This window comes from Chloroflexota bacterium (genome assembly GCA_016887485.1).
Taxonomy (GTDB): Bacteria; Chloroflexota; Anaerolineae; order Anaerolineales; family Anaerolineaceae; genus Brevifilum.
Genome location: CP069394.1, coordinates 1,842,268 through 1,863,541 on the forward strand (window position 1 = coordinate 1,842,268; position 21,274 = coordinate 1,863,541).

Below are 21,274 nucleotides of genomic sequence, written 5' to 3' on the forward strand. Positions count from 1 at the left end.
TAATTATGCCCAAAGTTGAAAAACACAAAAGAGAAAACGATATTCTTCTCGGTTTTCTTGAACGCCCAGCACTGCAATGGCTGGCCAAAAACGCCCCCGCCTGGGTCACCCCAGACGTTCTAACCTATCTTGGGATTAGTGCTTCCGTACTGATCTTCATCAGTTACGTTCTCACCAACGTCAGTCCTCATTTCCTCTGGCTTGCCAGCTTCGGCTTTGCCCTGAACTGGTTGGGAGACAGCCTTGATGGCACCCTGGCTCGCTATCGCCATATGGAACGGCCCCGGTATGGTTTCCTGGTGGACCATTGGATTGACGCAATGAGCACCGTGTTGATCTTCCTCGGTCTTGGGCTTTCACCTTATGTCGACTTCAGAGCCGCCAGCCTGGGCGCCATTATGTATCTCCTTCTCTCAATCATGGTCTATCTGATCACTTATGTGACCGGTGTCTTCCAGATCACCAATGCCAAGATTGGCCCCACTGAGATCCGTGTTCTGGCAGTGCTCCTGAACACCTTTATCTTCTTCATCGGCAACCCCCTGCTAACGCTGCCCATTGTTGGCGAAATCAGCTTCTATACGCTGTTTGTAGCCCTGCTGACAATCGTCATGGCCATCTACTTCCTGGTCAACACCGGGATCCAGACTCGTCGCTTGAAACTTTTGGATGAGAAGCGGCTCGAGCGCAAACTCGCCAAAGAAGAAACTGAGAACAAGGCAAATAACGGGAACACGACCGCTGCCCCCGCAAGTGAAGGCTAACCGCAATCAATTCGTTCCGCCAAATTTCGGGATGATATAATCACCGCATGGTCAAACTGCTTCACTTTGCGGACGCGCATATCGACATGGCTAATTACGGTCGGCACGACCCGGAATCCGGGCTGCCGATGCGTGTGATGGATTTTCTCAAGTCCCTGGATGAAATCGTCCAGACGGCACTTGATGAGAAGGTAGATTTAGTAATCTTCGCCGGCGACGCTTATAAAGACCGCTCGCCGGCGCCCACCTTCCAGCGCGAGTGGGACCAGCGGATTATGAAACTTTCCCATGCTGGGATCACAACCATCCTGCTGACGGGTAACCATGATATCTCCCCCTCCACTGGGCGCGCCCATGCCATTCATGAATTTGAATCCCTGGGCGTCCCCTATGTTAAGGTGGTCAACAAACCCACCCTGCTGCTGCCGGATGATCTCGACGGCCTGCCCGTGCAGGTGCTCTGCATTCCCTGGCTATCACAGGTGGAATTTTATGATTTTGACAATTCGGACAATAACGCACCGAGTGAGATCAACAATTTCATCCAAAGTATCCTCAATCAGAAAATCGAAAATATCTCATCCGTCATCAATCCAGAACTTCCACTCCTCCTGGCTGCTCATGCTTCAGTGGAAGGCGTGGAATACGGCTATGAACGGCTGGCCAACATTTCCAAAGATTTCGTTCTGGATCGCGGGTTCGTCACCAACAAGGTCTTTGACTACACCGCTCTTGGTCACATTCATAAGGCCCAGGATTTGAACGAGGGCCATCATCCCCCTGCGATCTACCCCGGCTCGATTGAGCGGGTCGATTTTGGCGAAGAGAAGGAAAAGAAATTCTTCATTGTGGCTGATATTGAAAAAGGTCGTACCGAAGTGCACTGGAAAGAACTGAAGCACATCCGCCCCTTCATCACCCGCCAGGTGGAATTGAACGACCCCAATCAGGTCAGCGCCCAGATTAATGCCATCATGCCCTCTCCGGAACAGCTCAAGGATGCCATTGTGCGGATTATCCTCCAATACCCGGAAGCCTATGAGCCGTTGATCAATAACAACGAAATCCGAGCCCTTGGTGAATCGGCCTTTGAGTTCCAGTTGATCAAACGCCCCCAGCGTCAGTCCCGGGCCAGGCTGCCGGAAGGGGATTATGCCACCGAAAAATCCATGACTGAGCTGCTGGAGATTTACCTGAAGGCGACTGATAAGGAAATCTCAACCGATAAAATCGAAAGCCTGCAGAGCCTGGCACAAGATATCATCCAGCCTTCGGATGACTAAATAATTGGTGGCAAGTCAATGCCTTCTGCTGCTTGACACTCCCCCTGATTCTCCGTATAATATCCTACGCATTCCTCGATAGCTCAATTGGCAGAGCGAGCGGCTGTTAACCGTTAGGTTCCAGGTTCGAGTCCTGGTCGAGGAGCTTATTTATTTAAACACCCAAACCATTCGACGATAATTGTGTTTGCATAGAATTATGCTATAATTAATTTCTGGGCCTGAGAGCCCACCCATTCATATTGAATATTCCTTGCCCCTGGTTTACGCCGGCCGGGGGTTTCTTTTTTTAACCCCCTCAACCCAACCCTATTCCACCCATTATCCAAAACCACCTTGACTTTCTTTTTTCAATGGAATAGACTCCTTATTGAAAATGATTTTCAATAAGGACAACTTATGGACTTGCAAACGAAATTAAACGAAGAAGGCATGCGTATGACCCGCCCACGGCAGGTGGTTCTCTCCATTCTGGAGAATACCAACGTGCCGCTCTCACCACAGACCATTCACCAACAGTCTCTCGAAGCCCACCAGGAAATTGGGCTGGTTTCGGTCTACCGGACCCTGGATATCCTGATGGAACTGGCTATGGTTCGCAAGGTGCACAGCGCGGATGGCTGTCACGGCTATGTCCTTGCCTCCCCGGGGCATCATCATCACCTGATCTGCCGGGAGTGTGACCAGGCAGTGGAGTTCAGCGGCGGAGAAGACCTTTCCAGCCTGGTGAACCGCATTCAAAAAGAAACCGGCTTCACCATCGACGGTCACATGCTGCAGCTCTATGGCCTCTGTCCAAATTGCCAACAAGAACAGAAAGAGGCGCTAGCAAATGTATAAACTTCAAAAATCCATCAAACCTCTAGTGCTTTTCACCCTGCTCGCGCTGGTAATCGTGCCTGTGCTCGGAGCTTGCCAATCCACCTCAACACCTGCCGCTCAGGACACAGACCAGGTCAACATCACGGTCAGCATCGTACCGCTTGCCTATTTTGCCGAACGGATCGGTGGTGACTGGGTCAACATCAATACGATGGTTGGCCCAGGGGAGGAACCTCACTCCTATGAACCGACCCCGGAACAGATGGTCGCCATCTCCGAATCTCCCGTTTTCTTCAGCATTGGCGTGGAATATGAAGATGTCTGGTTGCCAAAGTTCGAAGAGACCAATCCTGAAATGCTCGTTGTGGACACCTCGGAAGGCATCGACCGCATTCCCGTGGCCACCTCAATTGCCGAAGTCGGCGCTCAGACGGTCTCCGAAGACGACCATCATGACGAAGAAGGCGGGCTGGACCCGCATGTCTGGCTCTCACCCGAAAACGGTAAGATCATCGCCGAAAACATGCTGAACGGCCTGATTGCCATTGTCCCCGAACACGAAGCGAATTTTCAGAATAACTATGACGCGCTCATCGCCGATATTGACGCTCTGGATGCCCAAATTCAGGAAACGCTCGCAGATGATCAGAACCAATCCTTCATCGTCTTCCACCCCGCCTGGGGTTATTTCGCCAAACAATATGGCCTGCAACAAATTGCTGTTCAGGTCGGTGGGCAGGACCCCAGCGCCAGTGAACTGGCCGATCTGGTGGATATCGCCCGTGCCAGAGAAATAAAAGTGATCTTCTTGCAGCCTTCCTTCAACAGCGCCAGCGCTGAAGCGCTCGCGCAGGAAATCGACGGCACGGTTGCCGCTGCGGATCCTCTGGCCGAAGACTGGCTGGGAAACTTGAGCACAATTGCCAACGCTTTAGCCGAATCCTTTGGTCAGCAGTAGAATTAGAGTATTCAGAATATTGGTTAGAAACGAGTGATGCTATGACAACCCGTCCCCCACAAGCCATCCCCCTGGTCGATATCCGGGACCTTTCGGCTGGCTATAATGACGAAATGGTCCTGAAGGACATCAGCCTGACCGTTGAATCGGATGATTTCATTGGTCTGATTGGACCAAATGGGGGCGGGAAAACCACCCTCTTCAAGGTGATCCTCGGCCTGCTCGAGCCCAAATATGGCACGATTGAAGTGATGGGTCAATCACCGGATAAGGGCCGCCGCCATATCGGCTACGTCCCCCAATTCACCTATTTTGATGCCGACTTTCCCATCCGTGTCCATGACGTGGTGCTGATGGGCAGGCTGAGTCCCAAACACCTCTTCAAGCGTTATTCCGCTGAGGACGATCGAATCGTGGATAACTGCCTGGATATGGTGCAGTTATCCGCCCTGAAGAATTCTCCCCTGCGGGAACTTTCCGGCGGTCAGCGCCAGCGGGTCTATATCGCCCGGGCCCTGGCCAGTGAACCGGAACTGTTACTATTAGATGAGCCCACCATCAGCGTGGATGTTGAAGCCCGGGCCCAGATCTATGAGCTGCTTCATAAGATCAATGAGCAGGGTGTGACCATCCTGCTGATCTCCCATGACCTGAACGTGATCTCCAGCTATGTCAAGACCATCGGCTGCCTCAACCGGACCCTGCATTATCACGGTGAGAAAGAGATCACGACGGATATGCTCCAGGCCGGCTATAACTGCCCGGTCGATCTGATCGCCCACGGCCTACCCCATCGGGTGCTGGCACCCCACGAGGAGAGCCATTCATGAGCGGCATTCTGAGCTATACCTTTATGCAAAATGCCTTCGCAACTGGCATCCTGGTGAGCCTGGCCTGCGGCGTGATCGGCACCCTGGTAGTGCTGAAACGGATGGTCTTTATCTCCGGCGGCGTCGCCCACACCGCCTATGGTGGGATCGGGATGGCCTTCTATTTCGGGATCAACCCCATCCTCGGCGCACTGACCTTCAGCCTGGGCGCCTCCCTTTTAATGGGCTATATCCAACGCAAAACCCGCCAGCGGCCTGACACCCTGATCGGTGTGATGTGGGCCATCGGCATGGCCATTGGCATCATCTTCACCGACCTGACCCCCGGCTATAAATCCGACCTGATGAGTTATCTCTTTGGCAGCATCCTGGCCGTCACCCAGACGGATCTCTGGCTGATGTTGATCGTGGATGTCATCGTGATCGGTGTTACTTTCCTGTTCTTCAAAGAGTTCCAGGCTACCGCCTTTGACGAATCCTTCGCCCGAACCCGAAATATTCCAGTGGATCTGCTCTATGTGATCCTGGTGACCATGATCGGTCTGGCAGTGGTCATGTTGATGCGTGTTGTAGGGCTGATTATGATCATCGCCCTGCTGACCGTGCCGGCTGCCATTGGGTCTCTCTTCCTCAAGAACATGGGCAAGATCATGTGGCTGGCAATCGGCCTAAGTGTGGTTTTCACCACCGGCGGCCTGTTATTATCCTATGCCTTCAACCTGACCTCCGGGGCAACCATCATTTTGGTGGCAGGCGCTGCTTATTTGATCGCCCTCCTGGTGCGGCGTCTCTGTAAACGCTGCCCGGACGAATAGGAACCCTTCACCTGCGAATTATGGTTTTTATAAAATTTCAACTATAATTAAATTGTTGAGAGACGTTTTTATCCGTAAACAGGAGTCTGGAGGTAATCCATGAAGAAGACCTTGATTTTTAGCATCTTATTGATGGCCCTCTTAGTCGTAGCGATCTCAGCCTGCTCCAACACCGCAACCCCCGTCAGCACCGACAGTCCGGCCACACCTACCGAAGATCCCACCCAAGCGCTAATCGAAGAACGATGCAGCGGCTGCCATAACACCAGCATTATCTATAACGCCAACTACGATGAGAGTGGCTGGTCCGATGTCATTGACCACATGATTGAAAAAGGTGCGGTCCTCTCTGAGGACGAAAAAGCCCAAATCATCGAATGGCTGATTGCCCAACCATAAAACGACCCACATCCACGAGATGGAACCGAACGCCCTGCCACCACAGGGCGTTCAGTTTGTCAGCAGAATGACCCTGGAGGTGGACGAGTTTAATTTTTTGTTGTATGCTTAATACCCTAGATAAGGGAATAAACTAAAAGGAGGCACATGATGATAAAAGATATCTTGCGCGAAGCCGCCGAAAGAATGCAATCTGCATTGGACACCCTCGAGGACGATCTGTCCGGTATTCGTACCGGGCGGGCCTCACCAGCCTTGGTTGAGCGTCTTCCTGTGGACTATTACGGCTCCAGCACCCCCTTGATCCAACTTGCTTCGATCAGTGTGCCTGAGCCGCGCATGCTGTTGATCCGTCCCTTTGACCCGGCCTCGCTGAAAGACATCGAAAAGGCCATCATGGTCTCTGATTTGGGGCTGACGCCCAATAACGACGGTAAAGCAATCCGTCTTTCGCTGCCCCAGCTCACCGAGGAACGGCGCAAGGAACTGGTGCGTATCCTGCATAACCGCATGGAAGAAACCCGCGTCAAGATCCGCAACATTCGCCGCGACCAGATCCGTGACCTGCGCGACTTCGAAAAAGAAGGCCTGATTTCCGAAGACGATCAGGAACGGGGCGAGAAGGACCTCCAGGACCTGACCGATAAGCTCAGCGAAAAAGTTGAGACCATCGGTGAGGCCAAAGAAAAAGAGATCATGGAAGTCTAGCGCCTGATGACCCCTGAAGAAAACCCCCAGACTTTTGCACGAGTTCCCCAACACATCGCCATAATTATGGATGGCAATGGCCGCTGGGCCAAAGCCCGCGGGCTGCCACGCCTGGCCGGTCACCGCGCCGGGACAGAAAACCTGCGCGCGATCATCAAAGCCGGCGTCGATTTTGGCATCCAATATATGACCTTTTATGCCTTCTCCACCGAGAACTGGTCCCGGCCAAAATCCGAGGTGGATGGGCTGATGAAGATCCTGGCGGAAGTGTTCGACAAGGAAGCTGCTGAATTGCACAGACAGGGGGCCAGATTGATCCACATCGGTCATCTGGATGGCTTGCCACCGAAACTTCAGGAAAAGGTCCGCAATGCGGTTGAAATGACCAGCGGCAACAACCGGATCACCATCGTGCTGGCTTTCAATTATGGCGGCCGGGATGAGATCGTCCACGCGGTAAAGCATATGCTCAAAGATCAGGTCAAACCCGAGAAGGTCAATCAGGACCTCATGAGCGCCTATATGTTCACGGAAGGCATTCCGGACCCGGACTTCGTGATCCGAACCTCCGGTGAACAGCGCACCAGCAACTTCCTGACCTGGCAGACGGTTTATTCAGAATGGTATTTCCCCAAAGTCTATTGGCCGGATTTCGATAAGGTGGAATTGGCTAATGCAATTGTTGAATTTGGCAATCGGGACCGCCGGTTTGGCGGGCTCAACGAGACCTAAGCTTTGATAAGGAAATTATGTTATCGCAACGAGTAAAAGCGGCGTTGGTTTTTACGCCGCTTGTTTTAATCACTATCTATTTTGGGGGATGGGTATTCAACCTGTTCTTTGCCGCGGTGCTGTTGGCGGCCACCTTTGAATATTGGCGATTGTTCACAAAAATCGGCAGCAGCCCTTCATTAGTCCTGATGCTAATCGGGGTTGGTGGAACGATCCTGGTTCGCTGGTTCCTGCCTCAACCCCTTCACGGACATATACTCTCCATCCTGATTTTCGCATCAGCCGTAGTTTCCCTCATCCAATATGAAAGAGGAGACGAACACGCTGCCTTGAACTTTGGCATCACCCTCAGTGGCATCCTCTACGTCGGCTGGATCGGCAGCTACCTCTTTGACCTGCGCACCTTGGCGGATGGCCGCGGTTGGATGCTCACCGCGCTGCCCGCTGTCTGGCTGGCCGATTCCGGCGGGTATTACTTCGGGGGCTGGTGGGGAAAGGTCAAGATGTGCCCACGACTCAGCCCCAAGAAATCCTGGATGGGTTTATTGGGTGCAGCCATATTTGGTACAGTGAGCGGCCCCCTGTTGATCCTGCTCTGGCAGACGGTTGGTTGGCTGCCGGCAGAAACGCCCCTCTGGTTTGGGGCCCTCATCGGGTTAGCTGCCGGGTTGATCACTCCCGTGGGCGACCTGTTGATCAGCCTCTTCAAGCGGACCGCCGGCGAGAAAGACACCGGCAATCTGATCCCCGGTCATGGCGGCATATTGGATAGAATCGATACCTGGATTTGGGGTGCGCTGCTAGGATATTATCTGGTTTTGATCTTCGGGCTTGCATAAACACCCCCTAAAATAATCCAAAAGATTAAATTATCATTCATTGAGTAATTTCACTCGTTTCCAAATAACTCAACAAATAACTAATCAAAAATTTTACCCCTACCCACCTGCTCCGCAGGTCTCCCTTCCCCTTGGCAAGGGGAAGGGTCGGGGGAAGGGGATCCTCACAACCCAAAGAAGATCGTCCATTCGCCCTGGGCGGGCTTCTCGATAGTTGAGCTGTTTCCCACAATCACAATCCAGGTCTGACCCGGTTTGAAGGGCATCGACTGGCCCGGTTCCATCTCAAAAATGATCGGGCGGTTTGGTTCCGGCACACGCCAGGTCCCCTCGACCCACTCTCCATCTCGGAAGAACCAGGCTTGCTGCGGCGCTCGCAAGGTCTCGATGGCAATATCATGCAGTGAGGGCGCATACTCGATATAATCTGCAAACATCACCACCAGATTCTCAAATGCCAACCGCCGTCCAGTGTTGCGGTCAGTGGTGGGGGCCAAGACCAGGCCGTTCTCAATTTCCGCTTCCTGCCAGAGCCGATAGGTGCCGCTCTCGGGATCATAGCGCCATTCCATGATACTGAAATTAGCATATTCCACCCGCAGGATCAATCCCACATCATCCCCAGCGGGTGCTGCGTCCTCAAAATACATCCCGCGCAGGTCCTGCACTGAATTATCCACACCAAGTCCCTCGGCATAGGTCGTCAAATCGGCGGAATCGAGAAACACCCCGGTGGCGGAGTGGGTCAGGTAGCCGCACATCGGCGGACAGGGCAGGTTCTTATAGGCCAGTGCACGGTCATGCAGTCTCTCGATCAGGACTTCATCAACGCTTGCATCCGCATTGCCATAGGCCAGGATCCCCTGGTAGAGGTTGGTTAACTGGGCATCTACCAGCCGTCCCGAGCGGATCGGGCCGATCTCAGCACTGTTTTCCCCATAATAAATCGCCAGGAACCGGTTCATCTGGTAGCCGATATAGTATTCAAAGACGATATCCGCACTGGAAAGCCCGGCATGTGGGCGTCCTTCCCGCGGCCAGTTGGAAACCTTCGCCATCACCGGCCGCCGGTCCAGATTGGCTTCATCCGCAGCCAGTCCCGTGAGTGGATCAACCCCCTGGTCAAAGTAGTAATAGGTGGCAGGCACCTGGGTGATCGTTGGTGAGGGGGTGAAGCCGGGGGCAAAGGTCGCTGAAGCCTGGGGCGTTTCGGTCATAAAATCCCCTTCCAGCAGCGATTCAATTTGACGGGTCGCGGTGCCATTGGGCGTTTCCAGATAGGGATTAGGAACGCCTGTGCCCACCGTCGTGCAGGCGGTCAGGAATAACAGCAATAATATGAGGAATGTGGTTCCGGTTTTCCAACGCATAGAGATCACCTTGAGGGTTTGTTTGAAGTACCCGCTATCATCTTACTCCATAAGGGGATAAACCCTTTACCATAAAAGACACGCTCCCCTATTCATTCGCTTTTATTTTGATCTTCCCCCGGAAAAACTGCTGGAACCCTGTCACTGCCAGCACCGACCCGAACGCAATCGTCCCCAGCTTGCCACCCGCCCCGCCCAGGTGCGGCGTGCTAAAGATAAAGGCCACCCCCGTGGAAAGCGCCACCAACAGGACCATCCCGAAAGTTGGCAGCCGCTCTTTGCTGGACATCCCCGTGAAGCTGGCACAGATCGCCACCACTGCAAGGTTCGTCCCCATCTCGGGGTAGATCACGTGCAGTAATAACCCGCTGATCATCCCGACCACGCTGGATGCCAGCACAGGGCCATTCCCATGAGCCTCGCTGAGATAAAATGTCAGCGGCGTGGCAATCAACGCGATAACGATGATTTCCAATGAGGTCTGAAAATCCGGCAGTGGTGCGATCAGGAATATCCGCTGCAGGCTGAGGCTCATCAGCGTGGTGCCGATCAGGGCGATGGTACCCAGCTTGCCGCCCACCCCCGGGAAGACCGGTTTGGTCAGATAAAAGACCACCCCGGAAGTCAGCGAGGCTAACAGCACCTCGACATGGGTTAAAAGAAGCAGGTCAGAGGTCATCCCCACAAACGCTCCGGCGTACACCGCTGCACTCAATTTTGGCACAATCAGGTGAGCCGCAATCCCCACCAGGCTGGCGGCCACAACGGGACCCAGGCCGACATCATGCGCCAGGGTATAGGCTGCGACACCGCCTATCAACACAGCCACGACCTCCAGTACCGATTTCCGTAATGAGTTTATACTTGGCTGGGCTGAGAAAACAGCCTTCCCCTCCCAAAAGACGCCCAGCCCCACACCAACCAAAATGATGGATGAGACCACACCCCCCAGCCAGTGTGCGGTCCAGGCTTCGTAGACTGTGAAGCCAAAAAGGGTCAGCACCATGACAGCCAGCAGCAGGAATGCAAAAATCGCCATTCCCCGCTTCACCTGACATATCAACATGCTGCCTCCTCTTCGATTCATCTCGCTTGATGTTTGGATTATATCGTATCGGCCAGGAGAGTGAGTACAATAAACCTTAGACAAAACCGATAAAATTTTTGTAAAATATATACAATAGATTAGATGACACCATAGTCCCATCGAATCGAAATGTGAGGTTTGATCATGTTGGAAAAATTGACCGCCGAACAAATCCGTGAATTATGGAGTAAGACCTACAACACTGAGGGAAAACCGGATTGGTCGCATCTCTTCCCCTATTATCACGAGGAGATTGTCTTTCAGGACAGCATCCAGCGCATAGAGGGGATCGAAGACTTCAAAGCCATGTGCGCAAGGCTCACCGATCGCTGCGAACAGCTCAATATGGATATCGAATCCGTACTTGTGGAGGGCAACACCGCTTTTTTGCAGTGGACGATGACCATGATGTTCAAACGCTATCCCAGCACGCCCGTTTACGGTGCCAGCAAGCTGACCTTCGCGGAGGACAACCGGATCATCGCCCAGCGGGATTATTTCGACCTGTGGGGTGATATCTTCAACGGCATCCCCCGCTTCAAGCCCCTCTACCGCCGCTTCTTGCGCAAACGCTTTGGCTAGGAGGCCCCATGCCGCTGCCCGATGAACTTCAATTTATGGCCAATGCCCTCAAGCCGCAAAAAAACACCAACGCGCGGATGGATGGCAAAATCTGCATCATCACCGGCGCGACCTCCGGCGTGGGCTATCAGGCCGCCAAACGGCTGGCCCAGGCTGGGGCAGATATTGTGCTTGTCTGCCGCAACCCGCAAAAGGGCGAAACCGTCCGCCAGGAACTGACTGACGCCTTCGGGGTTAATGTTAGTGTCGTCCTCGCTGATTTCACCCGCCTGGACGAGGTCCGCCGGGCCGCCAATGAGATACTTGAACACTACCCCCGCATCGATGTCCTGATCAATAACGCCGGAGTGCACCGCACCCACCGCACGCTCACGGAGGCTGGCTTCGAGACCGTATTCTGCGTGAACCACCTGGCCGCCTTCCTGCTGACCCGCCTGCTGCTGGACCGGATCCTTGCCAGCGCACCCGCCCAGATCCTCTATGTGAACTCTGAGGGCCACCGCTTCGGCGGGCTGGACCTGGACGACCTGGACTGGGCTAAGCGCCGCTACAAAGGCCTGCAAGGTTATGGCGCGGCCAAAACCGCCCAGCTGCTCACCATCTGGGAGCTGAACGACCTGCTGGCCGGCACAGGTGTGACTGTCAACGCGATGCACCCCGGCGCAGTGCGAACCCAGATCGGCATGGACAACGGCTGGCTCTACCGAACTTATCAACGATTTATCCTGGGACCGTTCCTGCAGAAGCCGGAGGTCTCCGGTGAAGCGATCTATTATCTGCTCGCCGCGCCAGAAATGCAGAACGTGAGCGGGAAATTTTATAATAAAACCAATGAAGAGACGCCGATGCCCCACGCAATGGACCGGGCACTCGGTAAGCGGGTGTGGGCCGTCAGCGAGGAGCTGACCGGGCTGCCCCACCTGCCATTGAAGGAGGAATAAACGGTATGACGGATAAGCGCGATTACATCATCGTTGGCGGCGGGATGGCCGGGCTGACCGCTGCGGCATTCCTGGCAAAGGACGGCTACCAGCCCCTGTTGATCGAAAAACAGGATCGCTGCGGCGGGTTGGTCACCACCTTTACGCGGGACGGCTTCACCTATGATGGCGGCATCCGCGCCACCGAGGACTCCGGCGTGCTCTTCCCCATGCTGGATGCACTCGGCCTGAATGTTGATTTCGCCCCCAACAGGATCACCCTGGGGATTGAGGATAAGATAATCCAGGTGACGGCGGAGGAAGACCTCGCCGCCTATGAAGCGCTGCTGATTGAGCTCTACCCCGAAAGTGCCGACGATATCCGTCAGATCACAGCCCAGATGAAGCGCATCATGGGCTATATGGATATCCAGTACCGCATCAAGAACCCCGCCTTCCTCGATCCCAAAGAGGATTGGCAGTATTTTGCCACCAAGGTCGTGCCCTGGATGTTCCAGTACGCCGCCAAGTTCAAGAAGATCGAAGCGCTCAACACCCCCGTGGAAGCTTTCCTGCGTCAATACACCGACAATGACGCCCTGGTGGATATCATCGCCCAGCACTTCTTCACTGAGACACCGGCTTTCTTCGCCCTCTCCTACATCAAGCTCTATCTGGATTATCACTACCCCCGGGGTGGGACCGGCACACTGATCCAGCAGATGGTGGACTATATCGGCGAGCACGGCGGCGAGATCCGGCTGAACACCGCGATCCAATCCATTGACCCCTCCGAGAAAACCCTGACCGACGAGAGCGGGACGGTCTATCACTATGAGCAATTGATCTGGGCCGCAGACCAAAAGACGCTCTACCGGGAGATGGACACCAGCAGACTACAGGACAGCAAAGTTCGCACGGCAATTAATGACCGCTGGAACGCCATCAAAGACAAAACCGGCAATGATTCAATCCTCACCATCTACCTCGGTGTGGACCTGGATAAATCGTTCTTCAGCGAGATCGCCTCGGAGCACTTCTTCTACACCCCCAGCCGCAAGGGACAATCCGCGGCCGGGCCCTGGCCTGTCACCGGTGACAAGGAAACCGTCAAGCAGTGGCTGGCGGACTTCCTCCAGCTGACCACCTATGAGATCGCGATCCCCGTGCTGCGAGATGCCAGCCTGGCGCCGGAAGGCAAAACCGGGCTGATCGTCAGCGTGCTCTTTGATTACGGCCTGACCAAAGCCATCTTCGACGCGGGTTGGTATGATGAATTCGCCAAATTCGTTGAAGAGCGGATCACCCAGGCGCTGGATGGCAGCATTTACCCCGGGCTGGCCAAGGCCATCGTGCAGCGCTTCTCCGCCACCCCGCTGACGGTCGAACGCTATTCCGGCAACGCGGACGGTGCGATCACCGGCTGGTCCTTCACCAACCACCCGATGCCCGCCGAACACCGCCTGCCCAAGATCTACAGCGCCAGCAAGACGCCCATCCCGGATGTCTGGCAAGCCGGCCAGTGGACCTACAGCCCCTCCGGGCTGCCGATCTCGATCCTGACCGGCAAGCTGGCGGCAGATGCGGCGGTCAAGGCCTTGCGTAAGGGGAAATAAAGCGCCATTCGGCTTATAATGGCAGCAACCCCCGCGCAACGAACCGGAGCTGTCATGACCCAAGCCAAACCAACCGAACACACCCCCACCTATAACCGATCTGATTACGTCGGGCTGCTCGTGCGGCTCGATATCCCCGGCACCCTGGCCTATCTGGACGCGTGCGGTGAGACGGGCATGGCCGATGCGCTGCGCCGCAAGCTGAGCGACCCCGAACCCTTCGCCACCGGGGACGCCACGTTGGACGCGATCCTCAACGCCTATCAGCGTTATTTCCAGACCTGCTTCACCCCCGCGGACTCATCTCTGGACGAGTTGGAACAAACTGCCCGCGAAACGCTGACCGTGCAAATGCGAGAGATCCTCGACCAGCCCGGCGCAGACCTGGACGCACTCGAGGAAACTGCCAAAGCCGCATTTGAGGCTGCGGGCTGGCACTTCCTGGGCGGCACCACCGGCAGCCACTATGGGCCCTACATCTGGCAGGAAACCACCCGCACCGATTACGCCGTGGAGATCCCCTCGGGCACCGAGACCGTGACCGTCTTCTGGATGGACGGCTTCCTGATGCGCAGCTGGCTGGATTGGCTCTCGGATGGCGAGGTGGGCGCAGGCGGCTGGGCCAAGGACGAGGGGCTCTACTGCGTCCGCAAGGTCTATGCCGGCAAGCTCGACCAGCCCAGCTTCCAGATCTCCTTCCTAAAGCACGAAGCGCAGCACCACGCCGACTTTAGAAGGGGCGAGCTGGAATCCTGGGAACTGGAATACCGCGCCAAGCTGGTGGAGCTGATCTACTACCCCGATTCATCCTTCCTGAAATCGCTGCTGGCCTCCGCCGACCTGGCGAACAAAGGCAACAGCCATGCCTACGCGGCGGGGAAGATCGTGGCGGATATAAGCGCGTGGCTGGAGAGCCAGGGCGCAGCGGATGGGATGCGCGCGCTGGAAGCCGCCACAGCGGATGATCGGAATTGGGAGGATGTGCAGGGGGTGATTAGGAGGGGAAGTAGGGAGTTGTTGGGACTCAATTGAAGCTGAACAAAAAAGGAAGCCTAATTTCAAGGCTTCCATATTTACTCAGATTGACATCTTGAAACAATCCTGAATTTGTTCAGGAATATCAATATGTCAAATTCATAAAATCATCATTTCTTCTTAGAAAGAACCTCAGTATTACACTCTCTTTTAATTTTTATTTGGACATTAATTCTTGAGTTGCGTAAGTCAGGACTATAGGGGTAACGGAAATCTCTGTTTACAGCAGATACTGAACCTAAGTCATAGGGACTCGAATGTTTAAGAGCATAATCTCTATTGCACATAATTTCTCAATTCTGTTATTCTCTTGGAGTTATATAGTAATTCCAAAAAGTATTTGTTAATAATTGATCACCAGTTGCTAATCGATAAATACAATTTGATGTTGTCTCGATTAAATATAAATCTTGTTGATCGACAGACTCATTATGGGTCACTAGCTTAAATTCTAAGTTTTTCGTTATTACTGCCTTTATTATTTTAGCACAAGATTTTAAATCTCGAACAACCAATACTCCATTTGCTACTCCCCTCTCTAAAAATACTTGGATACCCAAAGGATGTTTTTCACTCAATAGTGAAGCACGAGCATCATATTTCTCGCCAATAATTTCTTTCAGTTTTCTTTTAGCCAACTCGAGCGAAACCGAGTTTGAATTATCTACCCAAGCTTGAACTTGTTCATCTTCCCATGCTAATTGAGGTTTATATTCTTTGATTTTATCCATCACTAATTCTTCTTGAGTTTTCCTTGGGTACAACTCCCCTAAATTCTTCAGAAACTCAATCATATAATCATCATCAATTCTAGGCACATATGCGATTACTGTTTTTCCTTGTGCCAAGGTCGATGCCAACTCAGAGTCTTTGCCCAAAGTGTCAGATTCTTGAACAAAATAAAGAGTACATTTTGCCCTCTTTAACATCAATGCTTCAAAAAGGCCTTTATCTATACGGCTTTCGCAGAATGCCTGTGTAGGATCAAACCATCTCAATTTTAATCTTTTTATATCACCGAAATTAAAAATTTCCTTCACCCATTTATTTATAAAGAAATATTCTTCTCTAAGCCGCATAGAGGTTGCAATATATACATCAAGATGGTCAGATGTTAAATAAGCTTGATAATTTCTTTTACCTTTCTGAACAATTTCCTGGGAATAATCATACTCCCGCTGAATTTCTACATCGTCGGGATTATCTAATAATGACTGTTTTAGTTGGTTTTGAGTCAAATGTCCTAAATAATATGTCTCCCTTCCATCAATCGGGTTTACAGGATTGATCGGTTCATGCCGATTTTCAAATTCTTCCTCATCAATTGGCTCTGTAATAACCAGCCAATCGTATAGAACATCTGAATCGGTAGAAAAAATCTTAAATGCATTTTGGATATTCCCATAACTTAACAGCGCAAGCTTTCTAAATCTAGTTACGGCTAATGCAAATTCACTAAAAGATAGGAAAAATTCATCTTTAATTTCAACAGTGCCATCCAAAAGGTATTGAAAAAAGGTTCTTGATACTAGTTTATAACCTAAAAGCAACTGCAATTCATTAAATTGACTAAACCCCATACCCTCTTCAGGAAAGTTATGAAAAATAGAATCATCTGATAATTCAAGCGATAATGGCGCTGGGTAACCATTTAATAAAAATAATAATTGAACAAAATCGTAATCTAAATCTATTTGATCTTGAATTTCACCCATTTGATTCCACCCTGCCTTTTATTTAGAAAGAATACAGAAATAATTTTATCATAACCATAAGAAATTAATCAATATAACTAAACGAATATCATATATTATTATAATATATTCTTATTTATTTTGTTTTCAATCCAATTCCCCCCCTACTCCACCCCCATAAACCGCAGCATCACCTCGAACACAAAGGTGTTCTCATGCAAGCCAATAAAGGCCTCGGCGCCGTCACCCAGGGCCGTGACGGGCACGTGCGCGTAGGTGTGGTCACCGGAATGCCAGGTGATCCAGAATTCGGTCCCATTGGGCATCTGGAAGGGGCCGCCCTCATCCACGGTGCCGGTCGGGTCATAGTTCACCACCAGGCCGCCGGTCTCGTGGTCGGCGGTGACGATCACCAGCGTGTTCTCGTCCCCCTCTGCCGCCGCCACCCCCACTGCCACGGCCTCGTCAAAGCCAATCACATCATCCATCACGTTCTGTGATTCATGGAAGTGGCTGGCGATGTCGATCATCGCGCCTTCCACCATCAGGAAGTATCCGTTGGGGTTCTGGTCCAAAATGGCAATCGCGGTCTCGGTCATCTCCGCCAGCGTGGGCGAATAGGGGCGCTCCATGTTCTCATCGGCAAACAGCCCCAGCACCTTGGTATCCGTAGCCGGGTCAATTTGAGCCAGGCCCGCCGCGTCACAAATGGTGACATAGCCCGCGTCTTGCGCTTCCGTGACCAAATTGCGCCCATCGGTGCGGTTGCCCAGCTCGGGGTAACAGCCCGTCTCTTTGGTGGGCAGGAAGTCATCCTCGCCCCCGCCCAGGATCACATCCACGCCATGTTCCAGCATCTGCTCAGCGATCTCATCTCGCATCGAACTTTCATAGACGTGCGTGGCAAAGGCGGCGGTAGTGGCATCGGTAATGTACTTGGTGGAGACCAGTCCCACCGACATCCCCTGGGCCTGCGCGATCTCCAAAATGGACGTCAGGGTGTTGCCGTCCGGGTCCACCCCGATCCGTTCGATATCGGTCAGCACACCGGTGGCCATCGCGGTGGCCGATGCGCCCGAATCGGGCAGCGTGTCGCCATAAGATTCGGTGCTCAGCCAGCCGGAGACATCCAGCGAATTCATCGCCAGCTTGCGCACCTCGCCCAGCGAGTAATACTGCCCGGCCCGGCGGTGCTCCGCACCCATCCCATCGCCAATAAAGAGCATGATCCGGGGCCGCTCACGGGGCGTGACGGGAAGCGTGGGGGCTTCGGTCACAACGGACGTTTCCGTGGCGGTGGCGTTGATTTGCGGCGTAGGAGCAACACATCCTGAGAGCATCAGGACCAGTAAAAGCAGGTAGAAGGTTTTTTTCATATCAATCCTGGGGACTGCAGAGGGTTTTCACCAGTGCGTCGATATCGGCGAGGTCATAGGTCTGCCAAACGTCATAACTGCGGTCGTTCAGCAGCCCATAGTCCGAGCCAAAGAGGTCGTTGAAGAGCAGGCGGAAGACATTCACCAGCGAGATACCGTCATAAAATCCAGCATCCACCGGGTCAGTCCCCTGCGTATAGATGGCAAAGAGGTTCTCAAAGCGTTCCTCGATCGGCCGCCCCTTGACAATTGCGCCGTGATCGCCCATGACGATGATGATCGGCGGCTTATCGGATTTTGCGATGATCTCCTCCAAAATCGCTGGGAGGACCGAATCAATATATTCGACCGATTCGACGTATTCTTCCGGGGTGATCGACTTGGTGTCATTGAACGTACCATCCGTATGGAACACAAAGGGGTCATGCGTGACCAATAAATGGGCATAGACGAATTTATTACCGGGCATCTCCACTTCCGGCAGGGTTGGCAGGGTATCCAGCGCGTAGAGAGTATCGCGGTAGTGGCGCAGATAGAGGTTGTCGTCAAAAGGATAGGCCCACGCATCCGGGAAAGCGCCATCCATATCGATCAGAATCCGCAGGATGGAGGTATCCACAATCAGCCGCTCAAACTCTGTGATGCTGCCGGTGAAGGTGCCCTCTCGGGCATAGCGGATGTCATCGTTGATGTTGAAGTGGGCAAAGACGAAATTCTGAAAGGTGATCGTCTGGTAATCATGATCGTTAAGCGTCTTGAAGACCGTGCTCTCATTCAAAGGCGGCAGCACAAGATGATCGCTGTCCTCATAGAGGTGATGGAGGTAATCCAGCCCAAACATGGATGCGGTGGAGAGATAGGTGATCGGGTAATTTGAAGTGGAACAATCCGCCACCCAAAATCCGAGGTCTTCCAGCTCGCTGACAAACTCGGAATTATCCAGCCCGTAAACCTCCTCGAGCACATCCGATCGGGTATACCCATCCACCAGGATCAGATAGATATCCGGCAGGTTGGCAATGCTCTCTGCGGAAAGGGCGGAGGCCAGTGGTGCGCTATCCTCATCCAGGCTTGCCTGGGTGTGATAGACCTTGTATTCATAGATCCCAATCGATACGGCCAGATAGCCAATGATCGCTACAACGCCCAGCTCAACGGCCGAATTCAGGCCGCGGGCATCTTTGACCTTGAAGATGATCAGCCCGACAATCAGCAGGTAGAGGGCCAGAATAACAGGCAGCAACCAGCGATGATTCACCACATCGCCCAAACGCGCCGTTAATATCAGATAAAGGTTGCCATAAAAAAGCAGCAGGAAGGCTAAAATCCCCGAAAGCAACCCCGCCTTGATCGGATCCCGGAGGAATAGGAAATAGAGCAGATAAAAAACCGCCGTGACGCCCAGTGTGATGAGCAATGGCCGGTAGAGCGCTGGGATATTGACAAAATCAACGTTGTTTTGCGCGAGAGAAAGAATTGGGAATACGGCTAATAAGACTGGCGTGAGATATTCATACCACTTTGCTTTGTTCACCTGTGAGTCCTTGTGCGCTGGTGAGGTTTCGACTGAAAATTATTATACTGTCAGTCCTCAATCCCTTCAAATAGCCCTGTGGGATGGTTTAATCGCTTTTACGCGTTGTAAATCAACACCTAAAAGGGTATGCTGGGGTTAAATAATGCACCTGTCTCCCACTTGAAACCCCGAACCTCTAAAATAAGCAAAAAAAATTTTGAGGCAATTTGATTTTTTTGTCAGATTGAATATTGCGAATCAAGTAGAAATGTTCGGCCAATTCTGGAGAGCTTTCATCCAGATTTGAGAGCCATATTGGTAATTAAGGCTTCTCCTCGAGGAGAAGCTGTCTGCTTCGCAGACTGATGATGTGGTAAAAATTGAATATTCACCTCATCCGGCACCTCGTGCCACCTTCTCCTCATGGGGAAGGCTTGTCGGGAATATGAATTTAGTCCTTATTAATCAGACGAAATTATTACTAGAGGTGAATGATATGTCCCCAGAAATGAAGTTAACCACTCCCCAACAGGCTGAACTGTTTAATACATTACAGGCCCGCTTTGAGGCCAACCCCACCCGCCACGCGGGCATCACCTGGGCCGACGTGCAAACCCGGCTGGAAGCTCACCCGGAGAAACTATGGTCACTGAATGAGATGGAACGCACCGGAGGTGAACCGGACGTGGTAGACCTGGATGCTGACACCGGTGAGGTGATCTTCACCGACTGCGTGCCGGAAAGCCCCGAGGGCCGCAGAGCGCTCTGTTATGACCAGGCTGCGCTGGAAGCCCGCAAGAAGAACAAGCCTGCGGGCAGCGCTATGGGCATGGCGGATGAGATGGGGGTGACACTTCTGTCGGAAGCTGAATATCGCGCACTCGAACAACTGGGGGCATTTGACCTCAAGACCTCAAGCTGGGTGTTGACCCCCGCAAAAGTCCGTAACCTGGGCGGCGCGCTGTTCTGTGACCGGCGCTTCGACACCGTCTTCGTCTATCACAACGGCGCCGATTCCTATTACAGCGCTCGTGGGTTCAGGGCCTCGCTGCGGGTGTGAGTAAATAGCAAATTCCTAATGGCTAGGTGCTTTGCTGTCAACTTTACCTTGGCCAGTTACCACTTTTTTCTGATCTCGACGGATCTTGGCAATGACCATCTCCCGGATAGCGAGCGGAACCTCACTCACTTCATGGTCAGTACAAAGGGCCAGCAGATAAGCCAGCGAGCATTTCTCCAAAATCGCCACGTTATGAACCGCTCGCTCCATAGTAGACCCAAAGATCAAAGCCCCATGATTCTTCATGATGAAAGCGTTACTGACATTTTGCACATGATTGGCTATGGTATTCTTCAATTCGTCAGTTCCAGAAAAGGCATAAGGGATGATGTCCACACTGGGGCCTAGGAAAAGGGCCTGCTCATCAAACAGGGTGGGGATTGGCGCATCAATTAACGCCAAGGCACTGGCATAGACCTGGTGGGTATGGATAACGGCATTCACATCCGGCCGCACCTGGTAGATGGCACCATGCATCCCACTCTCAATGGAAGGCTTATGCTTTCCTGCAATTGGGTTGAGATCATAATCAAGGACACAGACATCCCCTGATTTCATCTGCATGTAGTCAAAATTTGAGGGCGTAATGGCAAACCTATCCTGTCCCGGAATGCGCATTGAGACATTACCCCCAGTCGCCATCAAAAATCCTTTTCGGACCAATCCTTGGGTGGTTTGAACAATTTGTTCCCGTACTATCTGGATGGAATCCATTTTTCGCCTCCGAATAAAAGTTTTTCATGAAAAATTATAGTTGGGCAGTTTATCCATGTCGAGGTTCTTCACAAAAATGGGGGAGTGCTAATGTTAATCAGATTTTATTGGACATCATTATTCTCTGCAACCAGGAATTACTCACCGCAATAAT

21 protein-coding genes and 1 tRNA gene are annotated in these 21,274 nt (G+C 52.6%); 16 read left to right on the forward strand and 6 right to left on the reverse strand.

From position 1 onward, the window contains the following. Positions 1-5 precede the first annotated feature (5 nt). From JR338_08405 to JR338_08455, 11 genes are all read left to right on the forward strand, one after another. A complete protein-coding gene (locus JR338_08405; GenBank protein ID QRN82447.1) occupies positions 6-764 on the forward strand; it encodes a CDP-alcohol phosphatidyltransferase family protein in 759 nt (252 codons plus the stop codon). Between the two features lie 47 nt (positions 765-811). Further along, on the forward strand, positions 812-2,047 hold the full coding sequence (locus JR338_08410; protein ID QRN82448.1) for an exonuclease SbcCD subunit D: 1,236 nt from the start codon (positions 812-814) through the stop codon (positions 2,045-2,047). 72 nt (positions 2,048-2,119) lie between these two features. Next, positions 2,120-2,192, forward strand: a tRNA-Asn gene (locus JR338_08415). Positions 2,193-2,446: 254 nt separating this feature from the next. Further along, complete coding sequence (locus JR338_08420) at positions 2,447-2,887, forward strand: transcriptional repressor (GenBank protein QRN82449.1); 441 nt, start codon at positions 2,447-2,449, stop codon at positions 2,885-2,887. Then, complete coding sequence (locus tag JR338_08425; protein ID QRN82450.1) at positions 2,880-3,827, forward strand: zinc ABC transporter substrate-binding protein; 948 nt, start codon at positions 2,880-2,882, stop codon at positions 3,825-3,827. Before JR338_08420 ends, JR338_08425 begins: the two co-directional genes overlap by 8 nt. A 41-nt stretch (positions 3,828-3,868) precedes the next feature. Then, positions 3,869-4,657, forward strand: a complete 789-nt coding sequence (locus tag JR338_08430) for an ABC transporter ATP-binding protein (GenBank protein ID QRN82451.1) — start codon at positions 3,869-3,871, stop codon at positions 4,655-4,657. Next, positions 4,654-5,472, forward strand: a complete 819-nt coding sequence (locus JR338_08435; GenBank protein QRN82452.1) for a metal ABC transporter permease — start codon at positions 4,654-4,656, stop codon at positions 5,470-5,472. The genes JR338_08430 and JR338_08435 overlap by 4 nt, the downstream gene beginning before the upstream one ends. A gap of 99 nt (positions 5,473-5,571) precedes the next feature. Next, a complete protein-coding gene (locus JR338_08440; protein ID QRN82453.1) occupies positions 5,572-5,871 on the forward strand; it encodes a hypothetical protein in 300 nt (99 codons plus the stop codon). A 150-nt stretch (positions 5,872-6,021) separates the two neighbouring features. After that, positions 6,022-6,579, forward strand: a complete 558-nt coding sequence (gene frr / locus JR338_08445) for a ribosome recycling factor (GenBank protein ID QRN84396.1) — start codon at positions 6,022-6,024, stop codon at positions 6,577-6,579. Positions 6,580-6,585: 6 nt separating this feature from the next. Beyond that, positions 6,586-7,311: an isoprenyl transferase gene (locus JR338_08450; GenBank protein ID QRN82454.1), complete on the forward strand. Its 726-nt coding sequence runs from the start codon at positions 6,586-6,588 to the stop codon at positions 7,309-7,311. A 17-nt stretch (positions 7,312-7,328) separates the two neighbouring features. Beyond that, positions 7,329-8,150 carry a phosphatidate cytidylyltransferase gene (locus tag JR338_08455; GenBank protein ID QRN82455.1) on the forward strand — a complete coding sequence of 274 codons (822 nt, stop codon included), beginning with the start codon at positions 7,329-7,331 and terminating at the stop codon, positions 8,148-8,150. Between the two features lie 164 nt (positions 8,151-8,314). Here JR338_08455 and JR338_08460 read toward each other — a convergent pair whose 3' ends face one another. Next, positions 8,315-9,520: a DUF3048 domain-containing protein gene (locus JR338_08460; protein ID QRN82456.1), complete on the reverse strand. Its 1,206-nt coding sequence runs from the start codon at positions 9,518-9,520 to the stop codon at positions 8,315-8,317. Positions 9,521-9,608: 88 nt separating this feature from the next. Continuing rightward, positions 9,609-10,586 (reverse strand): hypothetical protein, encoded by a 978-nt coding sequence (locus JR338_08465; protein ID QRN82457.1) that lies wholly within the window; start codon positions 10,584-10,586, stop codon positions 9,609-9,611. 165 nt (positions 10,587-10,751) lie between these two features. Here JR338_08465 and JR338_08470 point away from each other — a divergent pair, with 165 nt between their 5' ends. The 4 genes from JR338_08470 to JR338_08485 are packed head-to-tail and all read left to right on the forward strand — an operon-like array spanning position 10,752 to position 14,757. After that, a complete protein-coding gene (locus tag JR338_08470) occupies positions 10,752-11,189 on the forward strand; it encodes a nuclear transport factor 2 family protein (protein ID QRN82458.1) in 438 nt (145 codons plus the stop codon). An 8-nt stretch (positions 11,190-11,197) separates the two neighbouring features. Then, positions 11,198-12,130 (forward strand): SDR family oxidoreductase, encoded by a 933-nt coding sequence (locus tag JR338_08475; protein ID QRN82459.1) that lies wholly within the window; start codon positions 11,198-11,200, stop codon positions 12,128-12,130. Between the two features lie 5 nt (positions 12,131-12,135). Continuing rightward, positions 12,136-13,725 (forward strand): NAD(P)/FAD-dependent oxidoreductase, encoded by a 1,590-nt coding sequence (locus tag JR338_08480; protein QRN82460.1) that lies wholly within the window; start codon positions 12,136-12,138, stop codon positions 13,723-13,725. A gap of 54 nt (positions 13,726-13,779) precedes the next feature. After that, positions 13,780-14,757 (forward strand): hypothetical protein, encoded by a 978-nt coding sequence (locus tag JR338_08485; protein ID QRN82461.1) that lies wholly within the window; start codon positions 13,780-13,782, stop codon positions 14,755-14,757. A 305-nt stretch (positions 14,758-15,062) separates the two neighbouring features. On the opposite strand, the gene JR338_08490 is transcribed toward JR338_08485, so the two are convergent. From JR338_08490 to JR338_08500, 3 genes are all read right to left on the reverse strand, one after another. After that, positions 15,063-16,475 carry a hypothetical protein gene (locus JR338_08490; GenBank protein ID QRN82462.1) on the reverse strand — a complete coding sequence of 471 codons (1,413 nt, stop codon included), beginning with the start codon at positions 16,473-16,475 and terminating at the stop codon, positions 15,063-15,065. A gap of 143 nt (positions 16,476-16,618) precedes the next feature. Continuing rightward, the gene (locus JR338_08495) at positions 16,619-17,830 is read right to left on the reverse strand and encodes an alkaline phosphatase (GenBank protein QRN84397.1); all 1,212 of its coding nucleotides are present in this window, start codon (positions 17,828-17,830) and stop codon (positions 16,619-16,621) included. 1 nt (position 17,831) lies between these two features. Then, positions 17,832-19,364: a sulfatase-like hydrolase/transferase gene (locus JR338_08500; GenBank protein QRN82463.1), complete on the reverse strand. Its 1,533-nt coding sequence runs from the start codon at positions 19,362-19,364 to the stop codon at positions 17,832-17,834. A gap of 478 nt (positions 19,365-19,842) precedes the next feature. On the opposite strand from JR338_08500, the gene JR338_08505 reads away from it, so the two are divergent. Further along, positions 19,843-20,406, forward strand: a complete 564-nt coding sequence (locus JR338_08505; GenBank protein QRN82464.1) for a DUF4256 domain-containing protein — start codon at positions 19,843-19,845, stop codon at positions 20,404-20,406. A gap of 15 nt (positions 20,407-20,421) precedes the next feature. Here the strand turns inward: JR338_08505 and JR338_08510 are convergent, their stop codons facing one another. Then, entirely contained in the window at positions 20,422-21,120 is a 699-nt protein-coding gene (locus JR338_08510; protein QRN82465.1) for a class II aldolase/adducin family protein, read from the reverse strand. Positions 21,121-21,274: the final 154 nt, after the last annotated feature.

Bases quoted from the DNA above. Each gene is read 5' to 3' on its own strand.
- JR338_08405 (QRN82447.1), top strand. From the start codon at position 6: ATGCCCAAAGTTGAAAAACACAAAAGAGAAAACGATATTCTTCTCGGT.
- JR338_08410 (QRN82448.1), top strand. From the start codon at position 812: ATGGTCAAACTGCTTCACTTTGCGGACGCGCATATCGACATGGCTAAT.
- JR338_08420 (QRN82449.1), top strand. From the start codon at position 2,447: ATGGACTTGCAAACGAAATTAAACGAAGAAGGCATGCGTATGACCCGC.
- JR338_08425 (QRN82450.1), top strand. From the start codon at position 2,880: ATGTATAAACTTCAAAAATCCATCAAACCTCTAGTGCTTTTCACCCTG.
- JR338_08430 (QRN82451.1), top strand. From the start codon at position 3,869: ATGACAACCCGTCCCCCACAAGCCATCCCCCTGGTCGATATCCGGGAC.
- JR338_08435 (QRN82452.1), top strand. From the start codon at position 4,654: ATGAGCGGCATTCTGAGCTATACCTTTATGCAAAATGCCTTCGCAACT.
- JR338_08440 (QRN82453.1), top strand. From the start codon at position 5,572: ATGAAGAAGACCTTGATTTTTAGCATCTTATTGATGGCCCTCTTAGTC.
- frr (QRN84396.1), top strand. From the start codon at position 6,022: ATGATAAAAGATATCTTGCGCGAAGCCGCCGAAAGAATGCAATCTGCA.
- JR338_08450 (QRN82454.1), top strand. From the start codon at position 6,586: ATGACCCCTGAAGAAAACCCCCAGACTTTTGCACGAGTTCCCCAACAC.
- JR338_08455 (QRN82455.1), top strand. From the start codon at position 7,329: ATGTTATCGCAACGAGTAAAAGCGGCGTTGGTTTTTACGCCGCTTGTT.
- JR338_08460 (QRN82456.1), bottom strand. From the start codon at position 9,520: ATGCGTTGGAAAACCGGAACCACATTCCTCATATTATTGCTGTTATTC.
- JR338_08465 (QRN82457.1), bottom strand. From the start codon at position 10,586: ATGTTGATATGTCAGGTGAAGCGGGGAATGGCGATTTTTGCATTCCTG.
- JR338_08470 (QRN82458.1), top strand. From the start codon at position 10,752: ATGTTGGAAAAATTGACCGCCGAACAAATCCGTGAATTATGGAGTAAG.
- JR338_08475 (QRN82459.1), top strand. From the start codon at position 11,198: ATGCCGCTGCCCGATGAACTTCAATTTATGGCCAATGCCCTCAAGCCG.
- JR338_08480 (QRN82460.1), top strand. From the start codon at position 12,136: ATGACGGATAAGCGCGATTACATCATCGTTGGCGGCGGGATGGCCGGG.
- JR338_08485 (QRN82461.1), top strand. From the start codon at position 13,780: ATGACCCAAGCCAAACCAACCGAACACACCCCCACCTATAACCGATCT.
- JR338_08490 (QRN82462.1), bottom strand. From the start codon at position 16,475: ATGGGTGAAATTCAAGATCAAATAGATTTAGATTACGATTTTGTTCAA.
- JR338_08495 (QRN84397.1), bottom strand. From the start codon at position 17,830: ATGAAAAAAACCTTCTACCTGCTTTTACTGGTCCTGATGCTCTCAGGA.
- JR338_08505 (QRN82464.1), top strand. From the start codon at position 19,843: ATGTCCCCAGAAATGAAGTTAACCACTCCCCAACAGGCTGAACTGTTT.
- JR338_08510 (QRN82465.1), bottom strand. From the start codon at position 21,120: ATGGATTCCATCCAGATAGTACGGGAACAAATTGTTCAAACCACCCAA.